Raw genomic sequence first — 25,393 nt, 5'->3', positions numbered from 1 at the left:
CATGTTATTGAGCTTGCGCGGCGGGTGCAAGTCAGAAGCGGTCTTTCCATGCCCTCAGTGCTGTAAAGGTTTCCAGCGGATCGGCCATTGGCTGCTGCGCTTCCATGGCGACCCGCTGCTGAACGCTAGACTCGGCGCTACGTAGAAACGGATTGATCGCTAACTCGTTGGCCAAAGAGGTTGGCACGGTCGGTAAACCTTGCTGGCGAAGTTTTGCGACGTTTTTCTGATAGGCCAACAGTTGTGGGTTTTTACTCTCCACCGCTAAGGCAAAAACCAGATTGGTCTGGGTGTACTCATGTGCAGGATAAATAAGGGTTTTCTCAGGCAATGAGGCGATTCGGTTGAGCGACTCCAGCATTTGCTTGGCGCTGCCTTCAAACAGGCGACCACAACCGCCCGAGAACAAGGTATCACCGATAAACAGGTGTCCCGGCGTGTAGTAGGCCACATGATCCAAGGTATGCCCGGGCACTTCGAACACCTCGAACGGCTCGCTTAGCCCCGCCAGTGTCAGGCGGTCTCCTTGCGCCACGCCGTGGTGCTCAAAGCGGTAGCGGCCGTTAGCGGGCGCATAGACCTTGGCATCTGGATAGCGCGCTAGCAGCGCTTCAACGCCACCGATATGGTCGGCGTGGTGATGAGTAATTAGGATGTTAGTCAATTCTAGCTGCAGCTGCTCAAGGCGCGCGATGACTGGGCCCGCTTCGCCTGGGTCCACCACCGTTGCCTGGCCGTTGCCAGCTTCTAATAGCCAGATGTAATTATCTGAAAATGCGGGGATATGCAGGATTTGCATTGTCTGTTCTCTGTCGCTAAAGTCTGGCTATTATTGCGCGAAACGCGGCGAATTAATACGGGAAGGCGATGCGGCCAGCGAGGATTCAGGAAGTTGTAGCAAGCCCCTACTCATGGCAGGACCTGCCACTGGGTGATTGGCTGTTGCGCCAGCAGCAGACGCTGCTCGACGAGCAGCTGCCGCGTATCTTTGGCTACCACATCCTCAAGGTAGGCTCGCTCAGTGCCGAACTTAGCTGCCATGTCTCCAGCGTCCGTCATCAGCTCAATGTGGCGCGTGAAAGCGAACTTGCCGGCGTGTTAGCCAAGCCTGAACATCTGCCGTTTCAAGAAAGCTGTATTGACATGTGCTTGCTGGCACACAGCCTGGATTTTTCCAAAGATCCCCACCAATTGCTGCGAGAAGTGGAACGGGTACTGACCGCCGATGGCTACATTATGCTAAGTGGATTTAATCCCATTAGCCTGCTGGGTTTACGCCGCTATGTGCCGCTGCCACGCAAGGGGCTACCGTTCAGCTCACGGATGTTCACCCCGTCACGGGTGAAGGACTGGCTAAACCTGCTGGGCTTTGAGGTATTAAGTGACGAGCGTTTTGCCTATACCAGTTTTGTGAATAACCGGCCGGCGCCGCTGTGGTTTGAACGCTTCGGGCGGGATTATTTCCGGATGACCGCTTCGTGCTATTTCATCGTGGCGCGTAAGCGGCGGGCGCCGCTTACGCCGGTGCGCAACCCGCGCTGGGTAAAACCGCGAATAGCGGCGACCTCGGTGGGCGGTTAGCTCTCGTGATAGCCTTCGTCGACCAGTAAGTCACTGCCGCTGGCGGCGTCGCGCGCCAAATCGTCACAGCGTTCATTCTCCGGGTGGCCGCTATGGCCTTTCACCCATTTCCAGTCCACATCATGTTGCTGACTCGCGGCATCCAAGCGCTTCCACAAATCAACGTTTTTAACCGGCTGTTTGCTGGCGGTCTTCCAGCCTTTGCGCTTCCAACCGGCCAGCCACGAGGTAATGCCTTGGCGTACATACTGGCTGTCGGTGGTCAGTGTTACCTTGCAGGGGCGCTTTAAGCTTTCCAGCGCGACAATCGCTGCAAGCAGCTCCATGCGGTTATTGGTGGTGCGCTTGTAGCCTTGGCTTAACTCTTTGCGATGAGCGCCATAGGTGAGAATGGCACCATAACCGCCCGGGCCGGGGTTACCTAAACAGGAACCGTCGGTAAACACTTCAACTTCTTGTTGCATAACTTTGGTAAACTAGGGGAAATTTCTCCCTACAGTGTGACATAGGAAAACAAGTGAACCAATCTCCGATGCAACGACAGGTGGTTTTCGATACAGAAACCACCGGTATGAACGACAGTGGCGGCCCCATCTATCAAGGCCACCGGGTGATCGAGATTGGTTGTGTTGAAGTGATTGACCGTAAGTTGACCGGTCGTACCTACCATGTCTACATCAATCCACAACAGAAGATCGACGATGAGGCGATCGAGGTTCACGGGATTACCGATGAGTTTGTCCTCGACAAGCCGCTGTTCCACCAGATTGCCGATGATTTTCTGGCCTTTATCGATGGTGCCGAGCTGGTGGCTCACAACGCCCAGTTCGATATTAGCTTCCTTGATCACGAATTATCGATGTTGCCTCAAGCACGCCCCAAATGTGCCGATATCTGTAGTGTCACCGACTCCCTGTTGGTAGCACGTCGCGGCGAATACAATGGCCGGGAGGTGCAGTTGGCAGGCAGCAAGCCGCTGCCAGCGCGTAAGAACCTAGATGCCTTGAGTGATTACTACGGTGTAGACCGCTCATCACGTACCTACCACGGCGCATTGCTCGATGCCGAGTTATTGGCCGAAGTGTTCTTGAAGATGACCGGGGGTCAAAACAAGTTAAACCTGATCCATGGTCAAGATGGCGAAGAGCAGGGCTTAGGCGTGCGTCGCCTGGCGGCTGAGCGCCCACCGCTAGCGGTTGTGTTTGCCAGCGACGAAGAGCAAGGCCTGCATCAAGAGCGTCTTGAACTGGTGGAGAAAAAAGGAGGAAGCTGCCTTTGGCGCAAGCTCTAATCCGGCTGTTTAGCCGAACCTGTCTGTGGTCGATTATCGCTGTATTACCTCTGTTTGCCTCAGCAAACGAGATCTTTACCAATCGTGATGTGCCGCTTATTGATAACCGCTTCCGGCTCGACCACGGGATAGAAAAGATCACCTTTATCCTGTATCGCGAAGAGGGAACCCGTGCGGCGGTACTGGTGCGCCCTAACGGCAGCAAGCTGTATGCATGGGATCTGCCGGAAAATGCTACCTGGCTGGAAACCGACGAGATGGACATCGTGACCATCGAGAACCCAATGCCCGGCCCTTGGCAGGCGGTGGCTGAGAACCGTGGTCGTAACCGCATCCAGCTACTTAGTGATGTGGCGCTGGAGGTCGATGAGATCCCAACCCAACTCTACTTTGGCGAGCGCCTTAAGATTGCTGCCCAGCTACATAACCGCGGCGACAAGATCGACTTGGGCGTGTATATCGACGAAGCGCTGCTGAGCGTTGCAGTGAATCGCACGGTGAATATCGACCTGCGTGAACGGATCCGTCGTGAAGAGCTGGCCAAGTTTTATGACGATGGTAAAAAATTCGATGAAGTCCCCGATGACGGTATTTTCACTGCGGTGGTCGATGTAGACATCGAGCCCGGTAAATACGAGCTGGTGGTCAGTACCATCAACGAGGTGTTCACCCGCGCACTACGCCAAGAGGTGTTCATTTATCCTAACCCGGTGTCGGTCAAAATCGATGCGCCTGATGATGACAGCAATCAAGCGGTGATGCATATGCAGATCGACCGTGATGAGCTAGACCCTAGCAGCGTGATCATCGATGGCAAGGTGTTCAACAACGTTGGTTGGGAAGAGCCGTTTCAGGTGTTTGCCGAGACCGACAAGATTGCTGTGCCACTGCCGACTCCCGCGATGCATGGCCGCTACCGGGTGGGCGGCACGATCCTGGCCAATACCCTTGATGGGCGAGAGCTGGTGGTTGAGTTTCCAGAAGAAGACTTCGTGATCTTGCCGCCGCCGCCACCACCGGTTGCACCGGAAGTGCTTGAGCAAGCAGCCGAAGCCGAAGAACCCAGCTCGCCGTGGGGGATGATTATTGGCATCGTCTTCGGTGTATTGCTGCTGGTCGGTGCTGTGTTCGGCTTTATTTGGTGGCGCAAGCGGGTTGCCTTTAAAAAGGCGCTGGAGAAAGCGCGCCAAAGTGAAGCGCCAGCGATGAATGGTGGACCTGAGCCGAAGATGAGTGAAGGCCCAGAGCTGAACATGCCGCAAGAATAACAAGTGCTGGAAACGCACATCTGCAAGCGTTAGGCTTGAGCGACACAGGGGAGCAATCAGCTCCCCTGTTTGATCTGTGCTCACAAGGTAACAACACATCATGGTAGAAAAATTTAGTTCTGTTTGGCAACGCGCCGCCGAGCGTAAGGGCGGAGAGGCCGCATTAGAGGCGATGCTCAGTGTGCCGCGCAGCAGCGCCGAGCTAGCTGAAGTTAGCGATGACCGCTGGCTGGCTGCTTTTACCCAAGTGATTTTTCAGTCCGGCTTCGTCTGGCGGGTAGTGGAGCAAAAATGGCCGGCGTTTGAGCGCGCCTTCTTCGGCTTCGAGCCCGCTAAGATGTTGTTGCTGGACGAGGGGCACATTGAGCGCCTGTGTAATGACGCCGGGATTATCCGCAATCGCCAGAAGATCCTCACGGTACCCGCCAATGCCCAGATGATGGTGGAGCTGGCAGAGCAGCACGGTAGCTTTGCCAAGTTTATCGCCGAGTGGCCGGAGCAAGATATCGTGGGCCTGTGGCTGCTGCTAAAAAAACAAGGCGCGCGTTTGGGCGGGAATAGCGCTTCCTATGCGCTGCGGCGGATGGGTAAGGATACCTTTGTGCTCTCGAAAGATGTGGTGGGCTATCTGCAGGCGCAGGGCCATATCGATAAGGCGCCCTCCAGCCAGCGTGCGCTGAATCAAGTGCAGCAGGTGTTTAACGAATTCCAACAGCAGTCAGGCCTATCGCTCACCCAGCTGTCGCAGGTGATTGCCTACAGCGTGGGTGATAACTCAGTGCAGCTGGCCGAGTAGTGCGTTTTATTGGGGCGGTGCAACTACACCAGCTGGTGCATGGCCTTCTCTAAGCTCGGGTAGCGGAACTTATAGCCAGCCTCTAACAAGCGCTTGGGTAGCACCTGCTGGCCATCAAGCAACAAGGTGGCCATCTCGCCGAAGGCCAGATCCAGCACTTGCTTGGGCGTGCGGAAAAAGCAGGGGCGGCCCAGTTGCTTGGCCAGTACTTCGCTAAACTGTTGGTTGCTCACCGGGGCTGGGGCGGTGAAGTTATACACGCCGGAAGCATCGCTATTGTTTAACAAGAATATGATGCCGTTGACCATATCTTGAATGTGGATCCATGACATCATCTGCTGGCCACTGCCCATCGGCCCGCCTGCGCCGAGCTTAAAGGCCGGTAGCATCTTCGCCAGCGCACCGCCTTCAACCCCCAACACCACGCCGGTGCGCAGTAAGCAGACGCGGGTTTGCTCGCTCTCGGCCTTCAGCGCCAGCTCTTCCCAGCGTTTGCAGACGGTGCGGGTAAAGCACTGCTCTTGTACCTGTGTTGCTTCGTTGATCTCGCCGTCGATCTCGGTGCCGTAGACGCCGATGGCACTGCCGCTGATAAAGGTGTGTGGGCGTGGCATGCTGTTATTGATCATCTCAACCAACTCTTCGGTGAGCTGCCAGCGGCTGTCGCAGATCCGTTGTTTTTGCTTGGCGGTCCAGCGGCGGTTGGCGATGGGTTCGCCGGCCAGGTTAATCACTGCATCGACATCATTGAGGTCTTGCAGCTCATCGAGCGAACTGATAGCTAAGATGTTATGGCCGAGTTGTTGGTAGGCGCGTACCGGGCGTCGGGTTAGGATGATAAGCTGGTGCTTTGGCTGTAATTGCCGGGCGAGAGACTGGCCGATAAAACCAGTACCGCCGGTGAGCAAAATTTTCATTAACAGGGCCGTTGGCTAACTTAGTTATTGATTTCAATAACGATAGCAGAGATTCAGGGGATCATTGAAGTATGCCGGGAGTGTTTATCAGTGGAATCGGACGGCGCTTAGGTTTACACCTCGCCGAGCAGTTTTTGGCGCAGGGCCGGCAGGTGTTTGGTCAGTATCGCCGGGCGAGTGAGCAAACCGAGGCCTTGGCTAAACGTGGGGTGAGGCTCTATCAGTGTGACTTCACCGACGCCGGCCAACTGCTCGCCTTGGCTGAGCGCCTCACCGCTGAGCTGCCTAGCTTGGATTTGCTGCTGCACAATGCCTCACTGTTTGAGGGCGAGAGCGAGCATGCCACGCTAAACGAGCATCTGGCGCTCGGCCAGCGGGCGATGGCGCTGCATTTTCATGCGCCGCAGATACTCAGCGAGGCGCTGCAGCCCGCACTGCGTAATGCACGCGGGCAGATTATCGCCATCACCGATATCTACGCGCAGCTGCCGCGCCCGGATAGACGCGCCTATTGCGCCTCAAAAGCGGCCCTTAGCTGTTTGATGCAAGGCTACGCCGCTGCCTGGGCCCCAGATATTCGGGTCAACTGTATTGCTCCCGGACCATTGTCTTTTTTGCCGGAACACAGCGAGGCGCAGCGCGCGCAGGTGTTAGCCAGCACACCGCTTGGGCAGGAAGGGGGCTTTGAGCCGGTGTGGCAGGTTGTCGAGATGTTACTGGCCAATGACTTTATCACCGGAGAAACACTCAAAGTCGATGGTGGCCGCTCGTTAAGTGCTTGGTAAATGTGTTGGTTTTATCCTTGGCTGAACTTACACTTGCAAGCAAATCACTGTTAAGGAGTGAGATGTGAAATTTCCTGCCGTAAACCGAGAAGCTAATTTTCGAGATGGGTTATTGATTTGTGCATCTATTATCGTGGTGTTGGCGGGCCTAAAGGCGGCGACTCCGGTGCTTATCCCATTTTTGCTTTCATTGTTTATTGCCATTATTGCTAACCCATTGGTTAAGATGCTGACCAAGCTGCGCATTCCGCGAGTGCTGGCGGTGCTGGCAGTATTGGTATTGATTATCGTGGCCCTGATGTTAATCGCCGGCGTGGTGGGGAACTCGGTCAATGACTTCCGCGCGGCTATCCCGGAGTATCGCGACCAACTGCTGCAGCGCTTAGGTGGCGTGGTACAGCTCGCAGCGCGCTTCGATATCGAAGTAAACATGTCGATGATTACCGGCTACTTTGACCCGGGCGTGGTGCTGGGGCTGTTCGCCAATACCTTGTCGGGCTTAAGTGGCGCCGCGACTAACATCTTTATGATTTTGTTGGTCACCGTGTTTATGCTTCTCGAAGCCGACAGCATGCCGCAGCGTCTGCATTATGCGCTGCACAGCCCTGATATTCGGATGTCACAGATTGACCGCTCGCTCAAGGCGGTGAACAACTACATTGCGGTGAAGGCGCTGATCAGCCTGATTACCGCCACCCCAGTGCTGATTGTGCTGAGCATGCTGCGCCTTGATTACGCGGTGATGTGGGCCTTGCTGGCTTTCTTGCTGAACTTCATCCCGAATGTTGGCTCGCTGATTGCGGCCATCCCGCCAATTATCTTGGCGCTGGTGCAGTTTGGGGTAAAAGAGGCGGCGATTGTGATGGCGCTGTACTTTTCGGTAAATATGGTGGTGGGCAACATGATTGAGCCGCGGGTGATGGGCAAGGGCCTTGGGCTGTCGTCGTTGGTGGTGATCCTGTCCTTGATCTTCTGGGGCTGGCTATTCGGTAGCGTGGGCATGCTGCTATCGGTGCCCTTAACCATGATCTTAAAGATTGCGCTGGAATCGAGCGAGTCTGGCCACTGGGTCGCATCCTTGCTGGCCCACCCCGATGAGCTAAAACGCATCGATATCGAACAATTAGAACTAGAACACGTTGAGTTAGAAAAGAGTGAGTAATTTTTCCTTTGACCTGCCTGAGCTGGGAGCTGAGGCACTACGCGTAATCCATGGACGAGGAAATTGTGTACCCGGCGCCGAGGCGTTCAACCTTGAGTGGCTGCCGCCTTTAGCGCTGATTGTGGCTTATGAGCCCTTGGCTGAGCCGGTTTTGGCCGCGTTACTGACCCGCCTGCAGGGCGATGCAGCGGTAAAGAGTATCTATCTGCAGCAACGCGACCAGCCGGGCGCGCCGGTGCAGTGGCTATGGGGCGAGGCGCAAACGCCGAGCCAGATCACTGAACATGGGCTGCACTATCAGGTTGATATTGGCACCAATCAAAACTTTGGGCTGTTTCTTGATATGGCGGCAGGGCGTCAATGGGTGCAACAGCGAGCCAGCGGCAAGACCATCCTTAATTTGTTCTCTTACACCTGCGGCTTTGCGGTGGCGGCTTTGGCCGGTGGTGCTGAGCTGGTGGTGAACCTGGATATGAGTCAGGCAGCCTTGAACGTGGGGCGCAACAACCTGCGCCTTAATCAGCTCGATGTTAAGCGCGCCAAGTTCTTTGCCCATGACTTGTTTAAGTCTTGGGGTAAGCTGCGCAAGTTTGGGCCTTATGATTTGGTGATTGCCGATCCACCATCAATGCAAAAGGGCAGCTTCTTGGTAGAGAAAGACTACCAGCGAATCGTCCGTCAGTTACCGAGTCTATTGAGTGACAACGGCCAAGCTTTGTTGTGCCTGAACGCACCTTGGCTCGACCAGCAGTTTCTGCTCGATTGTGTCGCGAATGAAGCGCCTGAGCTGCGCTTTGTTGAAGCACTGGCGCGTCCAGACTTAGTGTTGGAGAAAGACGCCGATGCTGGCCTAAAGGTTTTACTGTTCGAACGCGCCGCTGCTGTTAGCTAGCTCTCAATCCCTTTGTTTTCCGCAGCTTGGACACGCAAAAGTGGCTTAAGCTGCTGGCCCTTTGGCTTCCCCATGTTATGTTGATTACAACTGCTGCAATCTATCGCAGCTGTGATTAGCCGGCCATCCATCGTACTCATCAGTTTTACAGGCCTTTTAGGCCCGTACGATGATGGCATGACTAGGGGACGAGTATGGGTTATCACCTCTCTCACTTTTTCGATTCTCTCCTCAAAAGCCTCAGGGATATCAGCCCGATAATCCTGGTGGTCGCATTTTTCCAACTGTTTGTCTTGCAATCCCCACTTCCCGATCTTGCTAATGTGTTCTTAGGCACCGCGCTGGTAGTGCTCGGCCTAACCTGCTTTGTGATGGGGTTGGAGTTGGGCTTGTTCCCGGTGGGGGAGGATATGGCCCATGCCTTTGCCCATAAAGGAAAGCTCTCGGCCTTGCTGTTGTTTGCCTTTTGTTTGGGTTTTGGCACCACCATTGCCGAGCCGGCGCTGATTGCGGTGGCAGATGAGGCGGCCAAGGTCGCCGCGGTCACCGAGCATATTGTCGACAGCGATGCCGCCCGTCAAGAATACGCTGCCGCTTTACGTCTTTGCGTCGCCGCCGCTGTGGGTTTGGCGATTGTGGTGGGGGTATTGAGGGTGCTGCGTGGCTGGCCGTTGCATTGGCTGATGATCGGCGGTTATGTGCTGGTGGTGGTGATTACCGCGTTTGCGCCGCAGGAGATTATCGGTATCGCCTACGACAGCGGTGGCGTGACCACCTCGACCATTACCGTACCGCTGGTCACGGCACTAGGGGTGGGCTTGGCCAATGCGATTAAGGGGCGCAATCCCTTGCTGGATGGGTTCGGTTTGATTGCGCTGGCGTCGCTAACGCCGGTCCTATTTGTGCTGCTATTTGGGATTATCTGGTAATGGTTTGGTGGGTCGAGTTTCTCAGTAATCTGTTTGGTACCTTGGGTGATGTAGCGCCCATCGTGGCGACCATTCTGTTCTTCCACTTGGTGGTGTTGCGCATCGCACTGCGTCGCCCCACCCAGCTTGTGGTGGGCACCGGCTTTGTGATCATCGGCATGGTGCTGTTCTTGTTAGGGCTGCAGATGGCGCTGTTTCCCTTGGGTGAATCGATGGCCCGCCAGTTAACCAGCGAGCAGTTTGTTGGTAGCGCCGAGACCGCCAACTGGCAGAGCTACATGTGGGTGTATCTGTTTGCTGCGGCCATTGGCTTTGCCACGACCATTGCCGAGCCCTCACTGCTGGCGGTGGCCATTAAGGCCAATCAGGTATCCGGTGGAGTTATCTCGGTGGGTGGGCTGCGCAGCTCAGTGGCGATTGGCGTGGCACTTGGCTTAGCGGTGGGCACCTATCGGATTGTGATTGGAGAGCCGCTGCAGTATTTCATTATCGCTGGCTACGCGGTGGTAGTGGTGCAAACCCTGTTTGCGCCTAAAGACATTATTCCCCTTGCCTATGACAGTGGCGGGGTGACTACGTCGACGGTGACGGTGCCGCTTGTGACCGCCTTGGGCTTGGGCCTGGCGGCCTCGGTGCCGGGGCGCGACGTGTTAATCGACGGATTTGGATTGATAGCCTTTGCCAGCTTGTTCCCAATGATAGCGGTGATGGCTTACGCGCAAATTAGTGCTTATCTCTCGCGGTACAGCGAGTCAGGAGAAAATCATGAAGTTTAAGATGATTGTCGCATTCGTCGACGACCACAAGACTGCCAAGGTACTCGATGCCGCACGCGCGGCTGGAGCGACCGGCGCGACGGTGATCAACAATGCGCGAGGTGAGGGGGTGAGCCGGAAGAAAACCTTCTTTGGCTTGAGTCTGGAGTCGCAAGCGGATGTGTTGTTATTTGTGGTGGAAAGCCACCGCGCTAAGTCTATTTTAAACACCATTAGCAAGGTTGCGGCCTTTGATGAGGAAGAGGGCAGCGGCATTGCAGTACTGCTGGATGTGGAAGAGGCGGTGGGGGTTGCCCACCAGATCCAAGCCTTGACGCACAAAGTTGACATCGATACCTAGCTGTGCATAAAAACTGGGATCAAAGTCGTATTTCGCTCTCCCCATGTGGATAACTTTGTTGTTAATTTAATTTAATCCACAATATCTGTGGATTAAAGTGTGTATTCATCCATAACTTAAACTTAAGTCATTGATTAAAAAGAATATATTGAGTTGTGCGAAAAGTGTCCTGCAATTGATTTTATTATCATAAAAGGGTTGGTAGACTCTGGCTAAGCGCTTGCTCACTGCGGCCACCCTATGCGTGAAAACGCCCATCATACATAGCGCCAGCGGCAAATCCGCTTTGCTCTGAGCGGATCCCGCAGTGCTATCAACATGCCACTTAACTTTGCCCTCACTCCTGTTGATAAGTGATGGCCGGTAGCAGCTCTCCTTGGTAATCAAAGAAGGCGCAATTCTCCCACGACGAGCCCTGGCCCCATAAGTCTCGCATGTTCGAGCTTATCCAACCCGGCTCCCAGTAGAACATCGCCTCGGTGCCCGACTGTGCCAAGTTGCGCCTAAGCGTTTGCAAAAAGGCTAGCTGCCCCTCGGGACTTGCTGGAAAGGCAGCTAGTGGTGCATCGCCATGTAGGTTGGGGTAGCTATCGTTGGCCTGCCGGGTGTGTGGGTACGCTGTCTCGAGTAGCCATAGCGGACGCTCGAAGCGCTGATTAATGGCCTGCAATACCTCGGGCAGGGCATCAAAGCTAATGCTGCTGTGCCATAGCGGGTAGTAGGAAAAGCCAATGGCATCAAAGTCATCTACCTTGGCCTGCTTGGTGATGCCCTCAAACCACCATGCCAGATGGGCGGGATCGGCCACATGCAGCAGCACTATGGTGTCTTGCCGATACTTTTGGTCGATATCACGCACCGCGCGGATCGCGGCGTTGAAAATGCGACCGGCGTTTAGCCAGTGCCCGTCACAGACTGACAGCTTGGGAAAATGGGCAGGGCTGTTGGTATAGAGCATGCCGCAGTTAGTTTCGTTGCCGATTTGCACCGCCTCGGGAAGCAGCTGCTTGCCCGCCATTCGCTCGAGGGTGTCATAGGTGTACTGATACACCTGCTGCTCAAGCTCAGTTAGTTCGCGAATAGCTTGCCAGGCCTTGGGAATGTCTTGGTGCTGAGGATCGGCCCAGCTATCGGAGTAGTGAAAGTTAAGCAGTACCTGCATACCTTGTTGCTTGGCACGGGCGGCGCTATGCATCACATCAGCCAAATCGCTGTAGAGCTTGCCACTGGCACCTTCTAGCTCGTCATGCCAATCTGGGCTGTGCCACAGCCGCAGCCGAATCATCTCGGTTCCATGCTCTGCGAACAAGGCGTAGGGGTCACGCGGCTCGCCGTTATGGTAGTAGCGCCCGCCGTAGTCCTCGACTTGATTGATGTAAGAGAGATCGGCGCCAAAGCGCATTGATGATGACGCCGAGCTGCCAAAGGACAGCATGAGCAGCAAGGCGGCAAGGTTAAACAGGTAGGGCATGCGCTTAGTTAAGCTATTGAATCGTATACGCATTACTAGCATGGCGCGGGATAGGGGAGTAGCGGCTTTGGTGAAAGCTGTGCACTAGCTACAAAAAAGCCGGAGCAGTTGCTCCGGCTTGTCGGCAATCGAGAGGCTTACTTAGCCTGGCTCGCCTGAATCGCAGTCAGTGCGATGGTGTAGACGATGTCGTCAACCAAGGCGCCACGGCTCAGGTCGTTCACTGGCTTCGCCATACCTTGCAGCATTGGACCGATAGAGATCAGGTCAGCACTACGTTGTACCGCTTTGTAGGTGGTGTTACCGGTGTTCAGGTCTGGGAAGATGAACACGGTCGCTTTACCTGCAACTGGGCTGTTTGGTGCTTTGCTCTTGGCTACGTTTTCCATGATTGCTGCGTCGTACTGCAGCGGACCATCGATAACCAGATCAGGGCGACGCTCTTGAGCAATCTTGGTCGCTTCGCGTACTTTCTCTACATCAGAGCCGGTGCCTGAGCTACCAGTCGAGTAAGAGATCATCGCAACGCGTGGGTCGATACCGAAGGCAGTCGCAGATTCTGCAGACTGGATGGCGATATCAGCCAGCTGCTCAGCAGTTGGGTCTGGGTTGATCGCACAGTCACCGTATACCAGTACTTGGTCTGGCAGCAGCATGAAGAAGATTGAGCTTACCAGGTTGTAACCCGGGGCGGTCTTGATCAGCTGTAGCGGCGGACGAATAGTGTTGGCAGTGGTGTGAACCGCACCAGATACCAGACCGTCTACTTCGCCTTGAGCCAGCATCATGGTACCCAGTACCACGTTGTCTTCTAGTTGCTCGCGGGCTACTACTTCGGTCAGGCCTTTGCTCTTACGCAGCTCGCACATTGGCGCTACGTACTTCTCGCGGATGCTCACTGGGTCGATGATGGTCACGCCATCACCCAAGATCACGCCTTCTTGCGCGGCAATACGCTGTACGTCTTCAACGTTACCCAGCAGTACCGGTTGCGCAATACCGCGCTCAGCACAGATAGCGGCAGCAGCGATGGTACGCGGCTCATCGCCTTCAGGCAGTACGATGCGCTTGTTCGCTTCACGAGCCATCTCAGTTAACTGGTAACGGAAGGCCGGTGGAGACAGGCGACGGGTTCGTGCAGAGGTTGAAGTCAGTGACTCAATCCAGTGCTTGTCGATGTGGCCAGCCACGTAGTCTTGAACCAGTTCGATACGCTGTGAGTCATCTACCGGGATCTCGGTGTTGAAGCTTTGCAGTGCCAACGAGGTCTGCCAAGTGTTGGCTTCAATCAGCATCACCGGTAGGCCGGTTTCAAACGCGCGCTTACACAGGTCGATAACCTGTGGCTCTGGCTGGTAGCCGCCGGTAAGCAGCAGGGCGCCAATCTTCACGCCGTTCATCGCAGCCAAACACGCTGACACGATAACGTCTGAGCGGTCGCCAGACGTTACCAACAGGCTTCCTGCGTTGAAGTGCTCAACCATGTTGGGAATAGAGCGTGCACAGAAGGTGACACGGCCCAGACGGGTGTCCATGTTGCCTTCGTTGATAACGGTCGCATCCAGGTGAGTCGCCAGGTCGCGGGCACGTGGAGCAATCAGCGGAGCGCTCCATGGAATGCAACCTAGGATGCGCAGTGGGCTCTTACCGAACATCTGCAGCACTTCAAGGTTGGTGCTTTGACCAGCCTTGGTGTCGAACATTTCGGTCAGATCTGGGCGAGTCATTTCATGGGCATCGATAGGCGCGCCTACCTTGTTCATGATGCAGCCGATGATGCGTTTGTTCTTCAGGCCACCGAAGTTGTTGCAGGCAATCTCCATGCGCTCTTTGAGCTGCTGAGAGGTATCGCTACCAGGGTTGGTAACAAACACCATGTCTGCATCCAGTGCTTTAGCAATACCGTAGTTGATGCTATTGGCATAAGGGGTGTCCGAAGTCGGAACCAGACCTTCAACAACAACAATTTCGGCACCGCGAGTACCAGAATTGAAACGAGCAACGATTCCTTCAAGCAGGTCGTCTACCAGGTTGGCACTGATCAGGTTGTCAGCGTGCGCCTTGGTGAACGGCTCGGGTGGAACGATGTTAGAGCCTTGACGAATAATTGCGGTGGAGCGCTCTGGACCAGATTCCCGAGATTTTGGCTGGGCAATAGGCTTGAAGAAATTGACGTTAACGCCATTTCGTTCCATTGCGCGAACCATCCCTAGGCTTACGGAGGTGACGCCAACACCTTCTCCTACTGGGATAAGCATGATTGTACGAGCCACTGCTGTACCTCTATTTGTGATTAGCAGAAAAAAGGTGGAGCGTACTCCACCTTGCCTTTGTTATTGCTGAGTCAGTGCTACCGCGTCGCGGGCAATGACCAATTCTTCGTTGGTTGGGATAACCAGAACAGGACGGCTGTTAGCCGTTGCAATGTTACCTTCACCACCGAAGCGCGCTTTCAGGTTTGCTTCTTCATCACATTCGAAGCCCAACAGCGCCAGCTGCTTGATTACCTGAGAGCGAATAGGGGCGGCGTTTTCACCGATACCACCGGTGAATACCAGTGCGTCCAGCTTGCCATCCAAAGAGGCAGAGTAAGACGCGATGTACTTAGCGATGCGGTAGCAGAATACGTCCATTGCACGGATCGCAACTTCGTTACCCTCTGCTACGCCGTCTTCTACGAAGCGGCAGTCGCTAGTAACTTCAGTCAGACCCATCAGGCCAGACTGCTTGTGCAGCATGTTGTTCACCTCTTCCAGGGTGTAACCTTCGCGGTCAACCAAGTGGAAGATGATGGCTGGATCGATATCACCAGAGCGGGTACCCATTACCAGGCCTTCCAGCGGGGTCATACCCATGCTGGTGTCAACGCTTTTACCGTTTTTGATAGCACAGATAGAGCCACCGTTGCCCAAGTGAGCGGTGATAATGTTCAGCTCTTCAACCGGCTTGTTCAGTGCTTCGGCAGCAGCGCGGCTTACGTACAGGTGGCTGGTACCATGCATGCCGTAACGACGTACGCCTTTCTCGCGGTACAGCTTGTATGGCAGTGCGTATAGGTAAGCGTTTTCAGGCATGCTCTGATGGAAAGCAGTATCGAAAACAGCAACATGCGGCTGGCTTGGGAAACAAGCTTGGGCAGCACGAATACCGATAAGGGCTGCTGGGTTGTGCAGCGGTGCCAGTGAAGAGCACTCTTCGATACCAGCAACAACAGCATCATCGATGATGGCTGACTTGGTGAATTTCTCGCCGCCGTGCACAACACGGTGACCTACTGCCACGATGTCAGCCAAGATTTCTGGGCGAGGCTCCAGGATCTCTTTAACGATAAACTCGATGGCTTCGCGGTGAGCGGAGTAAGCGCTCAGATTAGCTTCCTGCTTTTGACCGTCCGCTTTCCATTTAATGCGGGCATCTTCAAGGTTGAAACACTCGGCCAGACCGGTAATAGCTTCTTCACCCGTTTGGGCATCTAAAACAGCGAATTTAAGAGAGGAGCTACCACAGTTCAGGACCAGGACAAGCTTTTTGCTCATGTTACGTATACCTATGGGGTTAAATTTGTTCAATTATAGACGCAGATGGAGGTCTGACCGGGTAATCACGGCCAACGTGCAGGAACGTTCGAACCTCGCTTGGAGCGCGGGTAATACAGCGATTTTATTTCAGCTAGTGCCTATTGCGCAGACGAGCTACACTTAGGACAAAGAAAAATGAGAGACAGTCGTATCACCGCGGTGAATAATACATGAAATGATTTGCCAAAAATACCGGTGTTATTGTCTGAAAAGCGATTATTTTTCGTTATTTTACTGTGAATTGGCGAAGGTCAATTTTTAAACTCTGACTGAGCGGGTTTGTTTGAGGTTTACAGTAATCACAGTGGCGGCTAACGCCCTGGTAAGTTGTTGAAAAAAGGTCTGGATAAGGGGTAGAGAATGGCAAATTTTTCTGAGCGGGTTCGTGATGGCCGGGCATATATGAAAAAGTGGCCGGCGCAGCGTGTATTGGCTCCCATGTTCCCCGAGAATCGGGTGATTGCCGCCACTACGCTGGCAATGAAAACCATGCCCGCAATTGCTGTCCTGACCGTTATCCTGCCGTTCTCGGCGGGTATGCATGAGCTACTGCCACAGGCCGTGATGATGGCTATGGTGGTATTCCTGATGCCCCTGCACGGTCTATTCTGGTTAGGCCAACGCGCCAACACCCATCTGCCACGTAGCTTAGCCAGCTGGTATCGCGAACTGCACGAGAAGCTGGCAGAGGCTGGTGTGCAGCTGGCCCCCGCAGCCACTCAGCCGCGCTATTTTGAACTGGCTGAGGCGCTCAACGCAGCATTTCGTCGCTTTGATAAAAGCTTCTTGGTGGATGACTAGAACAGCGCCCTAATGATGGGGACTAGCTGCTTAGTCCCGCTGATACCAGTCCAGCACAAACGCTGCACTCATTTCAAAAGAGGTCTTGCTTTGCAAGGCCTCTTTTAGTTTGTCGGTCTTGCGCCAAGCGAAGGGGGTCATGCTGGCCAGTTGGCCCATGGCTGCTTGGTCAAGGGTGAGCTCGGCGCCAACCTTGCGTTGCTCTTGAATCTGGAAGCCCTCAAGCTCATCGGCCTGCTCATCATGCAAGCGCACATCTTGGTAGATCTGCTGTTTGAGCTGATAAAGGTGACGCGCGCCGGGACGCACAATCAACAGATGGCCGCCCGGTTTGATCAGCCGCTGCAGCTCACTGAGCTGACTGGGTGCCATCACTCGCACTGCGACATCAACGCTTTGCTCCGGCAAGGGAATACGGTGGTTACTGGCCACCAAGTAGTTTATCTCAGGCTGGCGCTTGGCCGCCAGGCGTACCGCGGCCTTAGAGATATCAATGGCGAACAGCTGCGCTGGCTTGAGTGAGGCAAACATCGCCTCGGTGAAGTAGCCTTCACCACAGCCTAAGTCGAGTAGGGTGTTCGCGTTGACTTCGCCGAGTTGGGCGCAGATGGCGTCTGCCAAAAACTGGTAGTGCCCGCCATGCATAAACTGCTGGCGCGCTTGAATCATATCGGCATTGTCGCCGGGATTCTTGGAGCGCTTATGCTGCACCGCCAGCAGGTTCACATAACCTTCTTTGGCGACATCGAAGCTGTGGCGGTTAACACAAGCCCACTGCTTATTGGTAAGCGTGAGTGGGCTTTGACAGATAGGGCAGAGCAGCATTAAAAGATCACGTTATCGTGGTAGCGCTTGAGGATTGCCTGCAGGCGTTCCATGGTCTCTTTCGAAGGCGGCTTCACGCCGGCTAATGGGTACTCTTCGCCCATGGCGGTCCACTTGTGTTTGCCCAGCTCGTGGTAGGGCAGCATCTCAATCTTCTCAACGTTATCGAAGTCTTTGATGAACTCGCCCAGTGCAATGGCCGACTCATCATCGTCGCTCTTACCCGGTACCACCACATAGCGGATCCAAGTGGTTTGGCCGATTTGGTTGAGGTACTTGGCGAAGTCCAGTACCCGCTTGTTGCTTACGCCAACCAAGGTTTTGTGCACATCATCGTTAAGCTGTTTGATGTCGAGCATCACCAGATCGGCGGCTTCCATCACCTCGTCAACCACATCGGTGTGCTTGCGGATATAGCCGTTGGTATCAAGACAGGTGTGGATGCCTTCCGCCTGACAGGCGCGGAACAGGTCGCGAATAAACTCAGGCTGCAGCATCGCTTCGCCACCGCTGGCAGTGACACCGCCGCCGCTGGCATTCATATAGTTACGGTAAGGGCGCAGGTCATTCATGATCTGATCGACAGTCACTTCTTTGCCGTCGTGCAGATCCCAGGTATCACGGTTATGGCAGTACTGGCAGCGCATCAAGCAGCCCTGCGTAAAAACAATAAATCGGATACCGGGTCCGTCAACGGTTCCGCATGATTCGGTGGAGTGGATACGTCCAACAGTTGCCATTAAGTTTTCTACCTCAAAAAAGAAAAGCCCCGACCAAATTTGGCCGGGGCTTATTATAACCGCAGTATCGGCTTAGCCGAAACTACTCAAGGCAATTACATGCTTTGAGTGAAGGTACGGGTGATTACGTCTTGCTGTTGCTCTTTGGTCAAAGAGTTAAAGCGTACTGCGTAACCTGATACACGGATGGTCAGCTGAGGGTATTTCTCAGGGTTTTCCATCGCGTCCATCAGCATCTCACGGTTCATTACGTTAACGTTCAGGTGTTGACCACCTTCTACGTCAGCGTTGTGGTAGAAGTAACCGTCCATCAGACCAGCCAGGTTGGTCTTCTGAGTGTCATCATCTTTACCCAGTGCGTTAGGTACGATAGAGAAGGTGTAAGAGATACCGTCTTGCGCGTTAGCAAATGGCAGTTTTGCTACCGAAGTCAGAGACGCTACAGCACCTTTCTCGTCACGGCCGTGCATTGGGTTAGCACCTGGAGCGAATGGCGCGCCAGCTTTACGACCATCAGGAGTAGTACCGGTCTTCTTACCGTATACAACGTTAGAAGTAATGGTCAGTACAGACTGAGTTGGAATCGCGTTGCGGTAGGTTTTCAGCTTACGAATCTTGTTCATGAAGCGCTCAACCAGGTCAACCGCGATAGCGTCAACCGCGTCGTCGTTGTTACCGAACTTCGGATACTCGCCTTCGATGTCGAAGTCTACTGCGATTCCGTCTTCGTCACGTACTGGCTTAACAGTCGCGAACTTGATAGCAGACAGAGAGTCAGCTGCAACAGACAGACCGGCAATACCACACGCCATGGTGCGACGAACGTCACGATCGTGCAGCGCCATCAGAGAAGCTTCGTAGCTGTACTTGTCGTGCATGTAGTGGATGCAGTTCAGTGCAGTCACGTATTGCTCAGCCAGCCAATCCATGAAGGTGTCCAGACGACCCATCACGTCGTCGAAGTTCAGAACTTCGTCGGTGATCTTGTCAGACTTAGGACCAACCTGCATCTTCAGCTTCTCATCAACACCGCCGTTGATTGCGTACAGCAGGGTTTTAGCCAAGTTTGCGCGGGCGCCGAAGAACTGCATGTGCTTACCAACAACCATTGGCGATACACAACATGCGATTGCGTAGTCGTCGTTTTGGAAGTCGTTACGCATCAGGTCATCGTTCTCGTACTGGATAGACGAAGTGTCGATAGAAACCTTGGCACAGTATTTCTTAAAGTTAATTGGCAGTTGCTCTGACCACAGTACAGTGATGTTTGGCTCTGGAGATGGGCCCATGGTGTACAGGGTGTTCAGGAAGCGAAACGCAGTACGGCTAACCAGGGTACGGCCGTCGGTGCCCATGCCACCCATAGACTCGGTTGCCCAGATTGGGTCACCAGAGAACAACTCATCGTACTCAGGGGTACGTAGGAAGCGAACCATACGTAGCTTCATCACCAAGTGGTCGATCAGCTCTTGCGCTTGTTGCTCGGTCAGTTTACCCGCAGCGATATCACGCTCGATGAAGATATCCAGGAAGGTGGTGTTACGACCAAACGACATTGCTGCGCCGTTTTGCGACTTAACCGCAGCCAAGTAACCGAAGTAGGTCCACTGAACAGCTTCTTGAGCGTTGGTAGCAGGACCAGAGATGTCACAGCCGTATTTCGCTGCCATCTGCTTGATTTGGTCCAGAGCACGGTACTGCTCGAAGATCTCTTCACGCAGTTGAATGGTTTCAGCCAGAGTCTCGCCGCCTACTAGGTCTTTTTCCAAAGACTTGTGCTGTTTAGCTTTGTCAGCCATCAGGAAGTCGATACCGTATAGCGCTACGCGACGGTAGTCACCGATGATACGACCACGGCCGTAAGCATCTGGCAGACCAGTCAGAACACCAGACTTACGACACTTCATGATGTCGCCAGTGTATACGTCGAATACACCTTGGTTGTGAGTCTTACGGTACTCGCTGAAGATCTTAGAAACTTGTGGGTCAAGTTCGCGATCGTAGGCTTTACAAGAACCTTCGATCATGCGGATACCACCGTTAGGGATGATGGCACGTTTCAGAGGCGCTTCAGTTTGCAGACCTACGATGGTTTCCAGGTCTTTGTTGATGTAACCGGCATCGTGAGCAGTAATGGTTGAAATAACTGAGGTGTCGAAGTCTACCGGCGCGTGGGTGCGGTTTTCTTCTTTAATGCCTTCCATGACTTTGTCCCACAGGGCGTCGGTCGCTTCGGTAGCACCTGCTAGGAAGCTCTCATCACCTTCATATGGGGTGTAGTTTTTCTGAATAAAGTCACGAACGTTAACCTCATTTTGCCAGTCGCCGGCGGCAAAGCCTTCCCAAGCGCTTGCAAAAACGTCGTTCTTATCTGCCATGTTTTGTCCCACCTATAGTTGGTATACAAATGTAAAACGTGTGTCGCCACACTGCGACGCGACCGCGCCGCTTATCTTTTACTCACTCGGTAGTATAGGGCCGAGCGAAGTTAAACCGAAACTGTTACAACAAAGCCGGAATGCCATACTGTCTTTCAAGCATGCCAACCGCGAGCATTGCGGCTAAACAGATCAGCAGTACTGATACAGGAATAATAACCCGGTCAATATAGCTCAGGGCTTTCGGGCGCTCTTTATCGCCGATCAAACCATTGTTGTCCAGTGCCATTGTTAGTGCCCAAGCCAAAACCGGGTTGGTCACCATCGCTGCGAATACACAAATACCCGCAGATTGTGAATCTTTTGCGTCTTTAATCATCTGCATGCCGGCTTCCAAAAGCGGCAGCGATACCCCTACTAGCAGGGCAACGCGCATCACCGGTGGCCATACTGCCACATCCATCGGGAAGCCCAATACGGCGATGGTCATAACCAGTACGCCCAATACGATGGCGCCGGCCGGAATCGGACGTTTTGCGATGGCCGCGGGGATCATATAGGTACCCCAGCTTGAGGTGATGTTACCGCCACCGACTGCAGTACCGACCATTTGGCGTACTGAACACACGGTCATAGTGTCATCCACGTCCATCAATACCTTGTCGGTTTTGTTGGGGTAGTTCAGCTCTTGGAAGATGCGGTGTCCCAAAAAGTCGGGAGACCACATGGCAACCGCCAAAATAGCGAATGGCAGCGATGCAATAAACTGTTGCAGGTTGGGCAGACCGAGCATCCAACCGTGCTCTTGCGAGCCCCACCAGTAAACCGGGTTCAGGTTAGGCAGGCCAACTTGGGTTTCAAATACCAAGTCAAAGCCTGCGCCACACACCAGCGCGATTATCAGGCCGGTTACGGCACATAGTGGAATAGCCAGCCAGCGTTTACCGAGCTTGGCGAGAACCGCATACAACACGATAGTGGCGAACAACACGATCAGGCCCACATAGCCCATCTCGCCTTCCAGGCCATTGGCCCATTTTTGAACCTCGCCAATCTGGCTCATCGAGCCAGTAAAGCCTAAGTAAACCAGCAAACCACCGGCTACACCTTGCGAGGTTAAGTTAACCAGCTTGGAGCCGCCTTTGAGGTAGCTAAGTAGCAGGCCGAACACGCCAATCAAGATGGCCAAGGCCAGAGGGTGAGCGCCGGCCAGTGCGATACCGGCAATCATTGGGATCATCGGGCCGTGGTTACCGGCCAAGTTGGCGCGTGGGTTAACGAAACCCGAGGCAAGCACGCAAAATAGCAGCGCGGGGATTAACATCTCCACCCGGGCCACTTCAATGGCAAAGTCTTTGCCGAGGTTTACCCACTCATATTTGGCGGTGAGGGCTTCGGCCCAAGATGACATCACCGCAGAGTACATGGCAATAATGCCGATAGTACCGGCGATGGCGGGAACCAGATCTTCCCATTCAAAGCGAAAATCACGGCCTGGCAGGTTGAGCGACCAGCGTCGCGGCTTCATGATTTGCAGTTCGTGATCCAGATAGTCAGAGCGGCTGTCAAACTCTGACGCGGGGCGGTGAAGCTCCTGATAGGTTTTTTCTTCTGCATCTCGACGCTGATGTGCGTTTGTAGACATATTATCCTCAGTGTTTTAGTACGCTGGATCAGATGCAGATCTTCTGAGCCAATTTTGCCCTGGGCTAATGCGAGATCCTTCTCTGAAACAAATTGTAATCTTGTAATCCGTACAAATTTAGCCCAGTGGTCAAAAGCGATGAATACAGCTCATCTTTTGGCCAGTTGGACGACGTTTTAACATGCGTTATTGGTAAGTTGAATCTAGAGCCTTTCGAACATTTTTCAGCAGACTACGCCAAGTTTAGCTACTAATGCTTAACAAAGATCCAATTGTAAGCAATACCTTTTAGCATCGTTGGCGGAAATTGTAGCAAAGCCGTTAGATTTCAAAGATTGATCAAGATCAATAATCGCCAAATAGTAAGTAATTTTACTACGTAATTCTGCTTATTTTGGATAAGACAGCAAACGCTAGGGATTTTTGATTGTAAGTTACTTACCAAATTTAGGCCTCTCAGGAAAATAAGCAATTGCTGCGTTTACAAAAAAATAACACACCAACAACGTGCCCTAAGTAAAAGGCGAGATTCTATATAAAGGCAAAATAGAGTGAATTACGCGCAACTGGTAGTGAGTGAAGATAAGACCTTAATCGAAGTAATATGCACTCAAAATGAATATAAATATCCGGCGGTTGATTGGAAATAGAACATAATCTAGGCTGAAATTGTGAGATTGCGCCACAAAATGTTGAGTTTGCCGGATTACAGTGGTAGCTTTCTAATCATTGGGAATAATAGAGTTGTCATGCCAAAACACTTTATAGTGTGATCTGAGCCTCGCTTTTGCAGGCGCGGTAACCGGCTTGCAAAGACAAGGAACAGAATGAGTCAAACTGCGGCATTAGAAGCGCGTAATGTGCATAAAACCTTTGGTGAACATGAGGTGCTTAAAGGCATCGATTTAACCGCGCACAAAGGTGATGTGATATCTATCATCGGCTCTTCCGGTTCTGGTAAGAGTACTTTCCTTCGCTGTATGAACCTGCTTGAGATCCCCACTCAAGGTGAGATTTACGTTCACGGCGAACATTTAGCATTTAAGCAACTGCGCAATGGCGAACGAGCACCCGCCGACAAGCGTCAGGTTGAGCATATGCGCTCGCGCCTGTCGATGGTATTTCAAAGCTTTAACCTGTGGTCACACATGACCGTACTAGAGAACATCATCGAAGCGCCCATCCACGTACTTGGCAAAAGCAAGGCCGAGGCCACTGAGCACGCTAAAGAGTTACTAGAGCGAGTAGGCCTCTATGAGCGTCGCGACTACTACCCGGCGCATATGTCTGGCGGTCAGCAGCAGCGTGCAGCCATCGCGCGTGCTTTGGCCATGGACCCTGAGGTGATGTTGTTTGATGAACCCACATCTGCTCTCGACCCGGAGCTGGTAGGTGAAGTGCTTAAGGTAATGCGCTCACTGGCTGAAGAGGGACGCACTATGGTGGTGGTGACCCACGAGATGGCCTTTGCCCGTGACGTGAGCAATCACGTGATGTTCTTACATCAAGGCATCGTAGAGGAGCAGGGCACGCCCGACAAGGTGTTTAACAACCCCGACTCCGAGCGGATGAAGCAATTCTTAGCACCGAAATACTAAGCCCAAAATTCTTAAAAATATCGATAAAAACTACTATTACTAACTAGGGAAGAAGTATCGCGGCAACCCAGTCCGGTACTTAAAGCAAACACATGGAGAAAACAATGAAGAAAACACTGGTCGCTCTATTTGGAGCAGTCGTTCTGTCAAGCACCGCCGTTCAAGCTAAAGACTGGGACGTGGTTCGTTTAGCCGTTGACGTACCTTATGAACCTTTTGAATACCGCGCGCCAGATGGTTCACTGACTGGTTTCGAGATTGATCTTGGTAACGCAGTGTGTGAAGAGATGCAGGTGAAGTGTGAGTGGATTGTACAGGCATGGGATGGCATTATCCCGGGTCTGTTGGCGCGCAAATACGACGCGATCTTCTCATCAATGTCTATCAACGAAGAGCGTGCCAAAAAAGTACTGTTCTCTGAAGCATACTACAACACACCAACTGGCTTCTTTGGCCCTCAAGCGATTAACGTAGACCCATTCAACCCAGAAACCTTGAAAGGCCTACGTGTAGGTGCACAACGCGGTACCATCCAAGACGTTTACGCCACCGAGAACTACAGCAGCGTGGCTGAAATCAAACGCTACACCGCTGGTGATGACCTGGTAAATGACCTACGTGGCGGCCGTCTTGACGTAGTGGTACTGGATTACCCAGTGGGCGTTAGCACCATTATCGAAGCCGATGGCGGCGATGCCTACAAAGTACTGGGCGATAACGTTCAGCTAGGTGAAGGCGTAGGTGTTGCAGCGCGTAAGCGTGATACCGATTTGATTGAGATGTTTAACAAGGCTCTGGCAACCGTGAAAGAAAACGGTGTTTACGACGAAATCAACGCCAAGTACTTCGATTACAGCATCAAGAAGTAACCCTAAGCGACAAGGGCGGGAGACCGCCCTAAGCTGAGATCCAAACTATGTTAGACCTTCACGGCTACGGCCCGGCAATTTTTAAGGGCGCGATCCTAACCTTAGAAGTGGCCTTCCTCTCTCTATTTATTGCTTTGTTGTTGGGAATGCTCGCTGCAGTGGCGCGTTTGTCCAAGAACAAAGTGCTAAATGGCATCGCCATGGTGTACACCACGGTTATCCGCGGGGTACCCGATCTGGTGCTGATGCTGCTGATCTTCTTTGGTGCTCAAATTGGTGTAAATGCCTTTTCCGATGTGCTTTACGATCGCTATGGCATCGATTTTTACATCAACATCAATGAGTTTGTCGCGGGTGTTACCACCATTGGCTTTATCTTTGGCGCCTATATGGGCGAGACCTTCCGCGGTGCTTTCCTTGCGGTGGAACACGGGCAAATCGAAGCCGGACGCGCTTATGGTATGTCAGCGTGGCAGGTGTTTAAACGGATTACCGTGCCGCAGATGATTCGCCATGCGATTCCCGGCATTGGTAATAACTGGTTGGTGCTGGTTAAAACCACCGCGCTGGTATCGGTGATTGGACTCGAAGACATGGTTCGCCTGGCAAAAGAAGCCGCTGGAGCGGTGCATGAACCCTTCCTGTTCTTTATTCCGGTGGCTGCGGTGTACCTGGCGCTGACCAGTGTGTCTGAATATGTGCTGAAACGGCTGGAAATCCGCTTTAGTGCTGGTGTGGTGAGGGCGTAACG

24 protein-coding genes are annotated in these 25,393 nt (G+C 53.3%); 14 read left to right on the top strand and 10 right to left on the bottom strand.

The annotated features are described in order from the left end of the window. Nucleotides 1-31: 31 nt before the first annotated feature. A complete protein-coding gene (gene gloB / locus G461_RS0100750; RefSeq protein ID WP_026970371.1) occupies nt 32-799 on the bottom strand; it encodes a hydroxyacylglutathione hydrolase in 768 nt (255 codons plus the stop codon). 68 nt (nt 800-867) lie between these two features. On the opposite strand from gloB, the gene G461_RS0100745 reads away from it, so the two are divergent. Continuing rightward, nucleotides 868-1,581: a methyltransferase domain-containing protein gene (locus G461_RS0100745; protein ID WP_026970370.1), complete on the top strand. Its 714-nt coding sequence runs from the start codon at nt 868-870 to the stop codon at nt 1,579-1,581. On the opposite strand, the gene rnhA is transcribed toward G461_RS0100745, so the two are convergent. Beyond that, on the bottom strand, nt 1,578-2,045 hold the full coding sequence (rnhA, locus tag G461_RS0100740) for a ribonuclease HI (RefSeq protein WP_026970369.1): 468 nt from the start codon (nt 2,043-2,045) through the stop codon (nt 1,578-1,580). The genes G461_RS0100745 and rnhA overlap by 4 nt on opposite strands. A 68-nt stretch (nt 2,046-2,113) precedes the next feature. Here rnhA and dnaQ point away from each other — a divergent pair, with 68 nt between their 5' ends. From dnaQ to G461_RS0100725, 3 genes are all read left to right on the top strand, one after another. After that, nucleotides 2,114-2,872, top strand: coding sequence for a DNA polymerase III subunit epsilon (dnaQ, locus tag G461_RS0100735; protein WP_211236234.1), 759 nt, complete (start codon nt 2,114-2,116; stop codon nt 2,870-2,872). Beyond that, the gene (locus G461_RS0100730) at nt 2,857-4,140 is read left to right on the top strand and encodes a TIGR03503 family protein (protein ID WP_026970367.1); all 1,284 of its coding nucleotides are present in this window, start codon (nt 2,857-2,859) and stop codon (nt 4,138-4,140) included. Before dnaQ ends, G461_RS0100730 begins: the two co-directional genes overlap by 16 nt. Before the next feature lie 100 nt (nt 4,141-4,240). Beyond that, on the top strand, nt 4,241-4,936 hold the full coding sequence (locus G461_RS0100725; RefSeq protein WP_026970366.1) for a DNA-3-methyladenine glycosylase I: 696 nt from the start codon (nt 4,241-4,243) through the stop codon (nt 4,934-4,936). Between the two features lie 23 nt (nt 4,937-4,959). Here G461_RS0100725 and G461_RS0100720 read toward each other — a convergent pair whose 3' ends face one another. Next, entirely contained in the window at nt 4,960-5,853 is an 894-nt protein-coding gene (locus G461_RS0100720; RefSeq protein WP_026970365.1) for a TIGR01777 family oxidoreductase, read from the bottom strand. 71 nt (nt 5,854-5,924) lie between these two features. Here G461_RS0100720 and G461_RS0100715 point away from each other — a divergent pair, with 71 nt between their 5' ends. The 6 genes from G461_RS0100715 to G461_RS0100690 all read left to right on the top strand — a co-directional run bounded on the left by G461_RS0100715 (nt 5,925) and on the right by G461_RS0100690 (nt 10,737). Beyond that, nucleotides 5,925-6,638, top strand: a complete 714-nt coding sequence (locus G461_RS0100715) for an SDR family oxidoreductase (protein WP_026970364.1) — start codon at nt 5,925-5,927, stop codon at nt 6,636-6,638. A gap of 64 nt (nt 6,639-6,702) precedes the next feature. Further along, a complete protein-coding gene (locus G461_RS22805; RefSeq protein ID WP_051333249.1) occupies nt 6,703-7,800 on the top strand; it encodes an AI-2E family transporter in 1,098 nt (365 codons plus the stop codon). Further along, nucleotides 7,793-8,692, top strand: coding sequence for a class I SAM-dependent methyltransferase (locus G461_RS0100705; protein ID WP_026970363.1), 900 nt, complete (start codon nt 7,793-7,795; stop codon nt 8,690-8,692). The genes G461_RS22805 and G461_RS0100705 overlap by 8 nt, the downstream gene beginning before the upstream one ends. A gap of 194 nt (nt 8,693-8,886) precedes the next feature. After that, the gene (locus G461_RS0100700; protein WP_026957310.1) at nt 8,887-9,621 is read left to right on the top strand and encodes a DUF1538 domain-containing protein; all 735 of its coding nucleotides are present in this window, start codon (nt 8,887-8,889) and stop codon (nt 9,619-9,621) included. Continuing rightward, on the top strand, nt 9,621-10,397 hold the full coding sequence (locus G461_RS0100695) for a DUF1538 domain-containing protein (protein WP_026970362.1): 777 nt from the start codon (nt 9,621-9,623) through the stop codon (nt 10,395-10,397). Before G461_RS0100700 ends, G461_RS0100695 begins: the two co-directional genes overlap by 1 nt. Beyond that, nucleotides 10,387-10,737 carry a P-II family nitrogen regulator gene (locus tag G461_RS0100690; protein ID WP_026970361.1) on the top strand — a complete coding sequence of 117 codons (351 nt, stop codon included), beginning with the start codon at nt 10,387-10,389 and terminating at the stop codon, nt 10,735-10,737. The genes G461_RS0100695 and G461_RS0100690 overlap by 11 nt, the downstream gene beginning before the upstream one ends. A gap of 337 nt (nt 10,738-11,074) precedes the next feature. On the opposite strand, the gene G461_RS0100685 is transcribed toward G461_RS0100690, so the two are convergent. From G461_RS0100685 to G461_RS0100675, 3 genes are all read right to left on the bottom strand, one after another. Continuing rightward, nucleotides 11,075-12,208: a glycoside hydrolase family 53 protein gene (locus G461_RS0100685; RefSeq protein ID WP_035478757.1), complete on the bottom strand. Its 1,134-nt coding sequence runs from the start codon at nt 12,206-12,208 to the stop codon at nt 11,075-11,077. Nucleotides 12,209-12,345: 137 nt separating this feature from the next. Beyond that, a complete protein-coding gene (gene pta, locus G461_RS0100680; protein ID WP_026970359.1) occupies nt 12,346-14,481 on the bottom strand; it encodes a phosphate acetyltransferase in 2,136 nt (711 codons plus the stop codon). A 60-nt stretch (nt 14,482-14,541) separates the two neighbouring features. Continuing rightward, complete coding sequence (locus G461_RS0100675; RefSeq protein WP_026970358.1) at nt 14,542-15,744, bottom strand: acetate kinase; 1,203 nt, start codon at nt 15,742-15,744, stop codon at nt 14,542-14,544. Between the two features lie 402 nt (nt 15,745-16,146). Between G461_RS0100675 and yfbV the strand changes: the two genes are divergently transcribed. After that, a complete protein-coding gene (gene yfbV / locus G461_RS0100670) occupies nt 16,147-16,587 on the top strand; it encodes a terminus macrodomain insulation protein YfbV (RefSeq protein ID WP_026970357.1) in 441 nt (146 codons plus the stop codon). Nucleotides 16,588-16,617: 30 nt separating this feature from the next. On the opposite strand, the gene rlmA is transcribed toward yfbV, so the two are convergent. From rlmA to G461_RS0100650, 4 genes are all read right to left on the bottom strand, one after another. After that, the gene (rlmA, locus tag G461_RS0100665; protein WP_026970356.1) at nt 16,618-17,412 is read right to left on the bottom strand and encodes a 23S rRNA (guanine(745)-N(1))-methyltransferase; all 795 of its coding nucleotides are present in this window, start codon (nt 17,410-17,412) and stop codon (nt 16,618-16,620) included. After that, a complete protein-coding gene (gene pflA / locus G461_RS0100660; RefSeq protein ID WP_026957303.1) occupies nt 17,412-18,152 on the bottom strand; it encodes a pyruvate formate lyase 1-activating protein in 741 nt (246 codons plus the stop codon). The genes rlmA and pflA overlap by 1 nt, the downstream gene beginning before the upstream one ends. Before the next feature lie 95 nt (nt 18,153-18,247). Beyond that, a complete protein-coding gene (gene pflB / locus G461_RS0100655) occupies nt 18,248-20,530 on the bottom strand; it encodes a formate C-acetyltransferase (protein ID WP_026970355.1) in 2,283 nt (760 codons plus the stop codon). A gap of 124 nt (nt 20,531-20,654) precedes the next feature. Then, nucleotides 20,655-22,175 carry a DUF3360 family protein gene (locus tag G461_RS0100650; protein WP_026970354.1) on the bottom strand — a complete coding sequence of 507 codons (1,521 nt, stop codon included), beginning with the start codon at nt 22,173-22,175 and terminating at the stop codon, nt 20,655-20,657. An 827-nt stretch (nt 22,176-23,002) separates the two neighbouring features. Between G461_RS0100650 and G461_RS0100645 the strand changes: the two genes are divergently transcribed. From G461_RS0100645 to G461_RS0100635, 3 genes are all read left to right on the top strand, one after another. Next, on the top strand, nt 23,003-23,773 hold the full coding sequence (locus G461_RS0100645; RefSeq protein ID WP_026970353.1) for an ABC transporter ATP-binding protein: 771 nt from the start codon (nt 23,003-23,005) through the stop codon (nt 23,771-23,773). Between the two features lie 104 nt (nt 23,774-23,877). Next, the gene (locus G461_RS0100640; protein WP_026970352.1) at nt 23,878-24,642 is read left to right on the top strand and encodes a transporter substrate-binding domain-containing protein; all 765 of its coding nucleotides are present in this window, start codon (nt 23,878-23,880) and stop codon (nt 24,640-24,642) included. A 47-nt stretch (nt 24,643-24,689) separates the two neighbouring features. Next, nucleotides 24,690-25,391, top strand: coding sequence for an ABC transporter permease (locus G461_RS0100635; RefSeq protein WP_026970351.1), 702 nt, complete (start codon nt 24,690-24,692; stop codon nt 25,389-25,391). Nucleotides 25,392-25,393: the final 2 nt, after the last annotated feature.

This window comes from Aliagarivorans marinus DSM 23064 (assembly GCF_000429485.1).
Taxonomy (GTDB): Bacteria; Pseudomonadota; Gammaproteobacteria; order Enterobacterales; family Celerinatantimonadaceae; genus Aliagarivorans; species Aliagarivorans marinus.
The sequence above is the reverse complement of the archived record's forward strand: the minus strand, read 5'-3'. Positions and strand labels throughout refer to the sequence as shown.